Genomic DNA, 241 nt, shown 5'->3' on the forward strand with positions numbered 1-241 from the left:
CTGTGAATTTGGTGCTGTTCGGCATGCCCGGCGTTGACCTGTGGGCGATCCAGATGGCTTGGATTCCGTTCTGGGGCGCAGGCGTGGTCAACGGCCTGGGCCACTGGTGGGGATACCGCAACTTCGAGTCGGCCGATACCTCCACCAACCTCACGCCGTGGGCCTTCAGGATCGGCTGCGTAGAGCTGCACTCCTACCACCATGCCTTCCCCAGCTCGTCCCGCTTCTCGATGCGCCGCTG

General features: G+C 63.9%; 1 pseudogene. It reads left to right on the forward strand.

Annotated features, from left to right (window positions below):
* Nucleotides 1-241 (forward strand): annotated as a pseudogene (locus tag ACQG3P_RS22595) (DesA family fatty acid desaturase); the annotation flags it as partial.

This window comes from Stenotrophomonas sp. SrG (assembly GCF_050031795.1).
Classification (GTDB): domain Bacteria; phylum Pseudomonadota; class Gammaproteobacteria; order Xanthomonadales; family Xanthomonadaceae; genus Stenotrophomonas; species Stenotrophomonas rhizophila_A.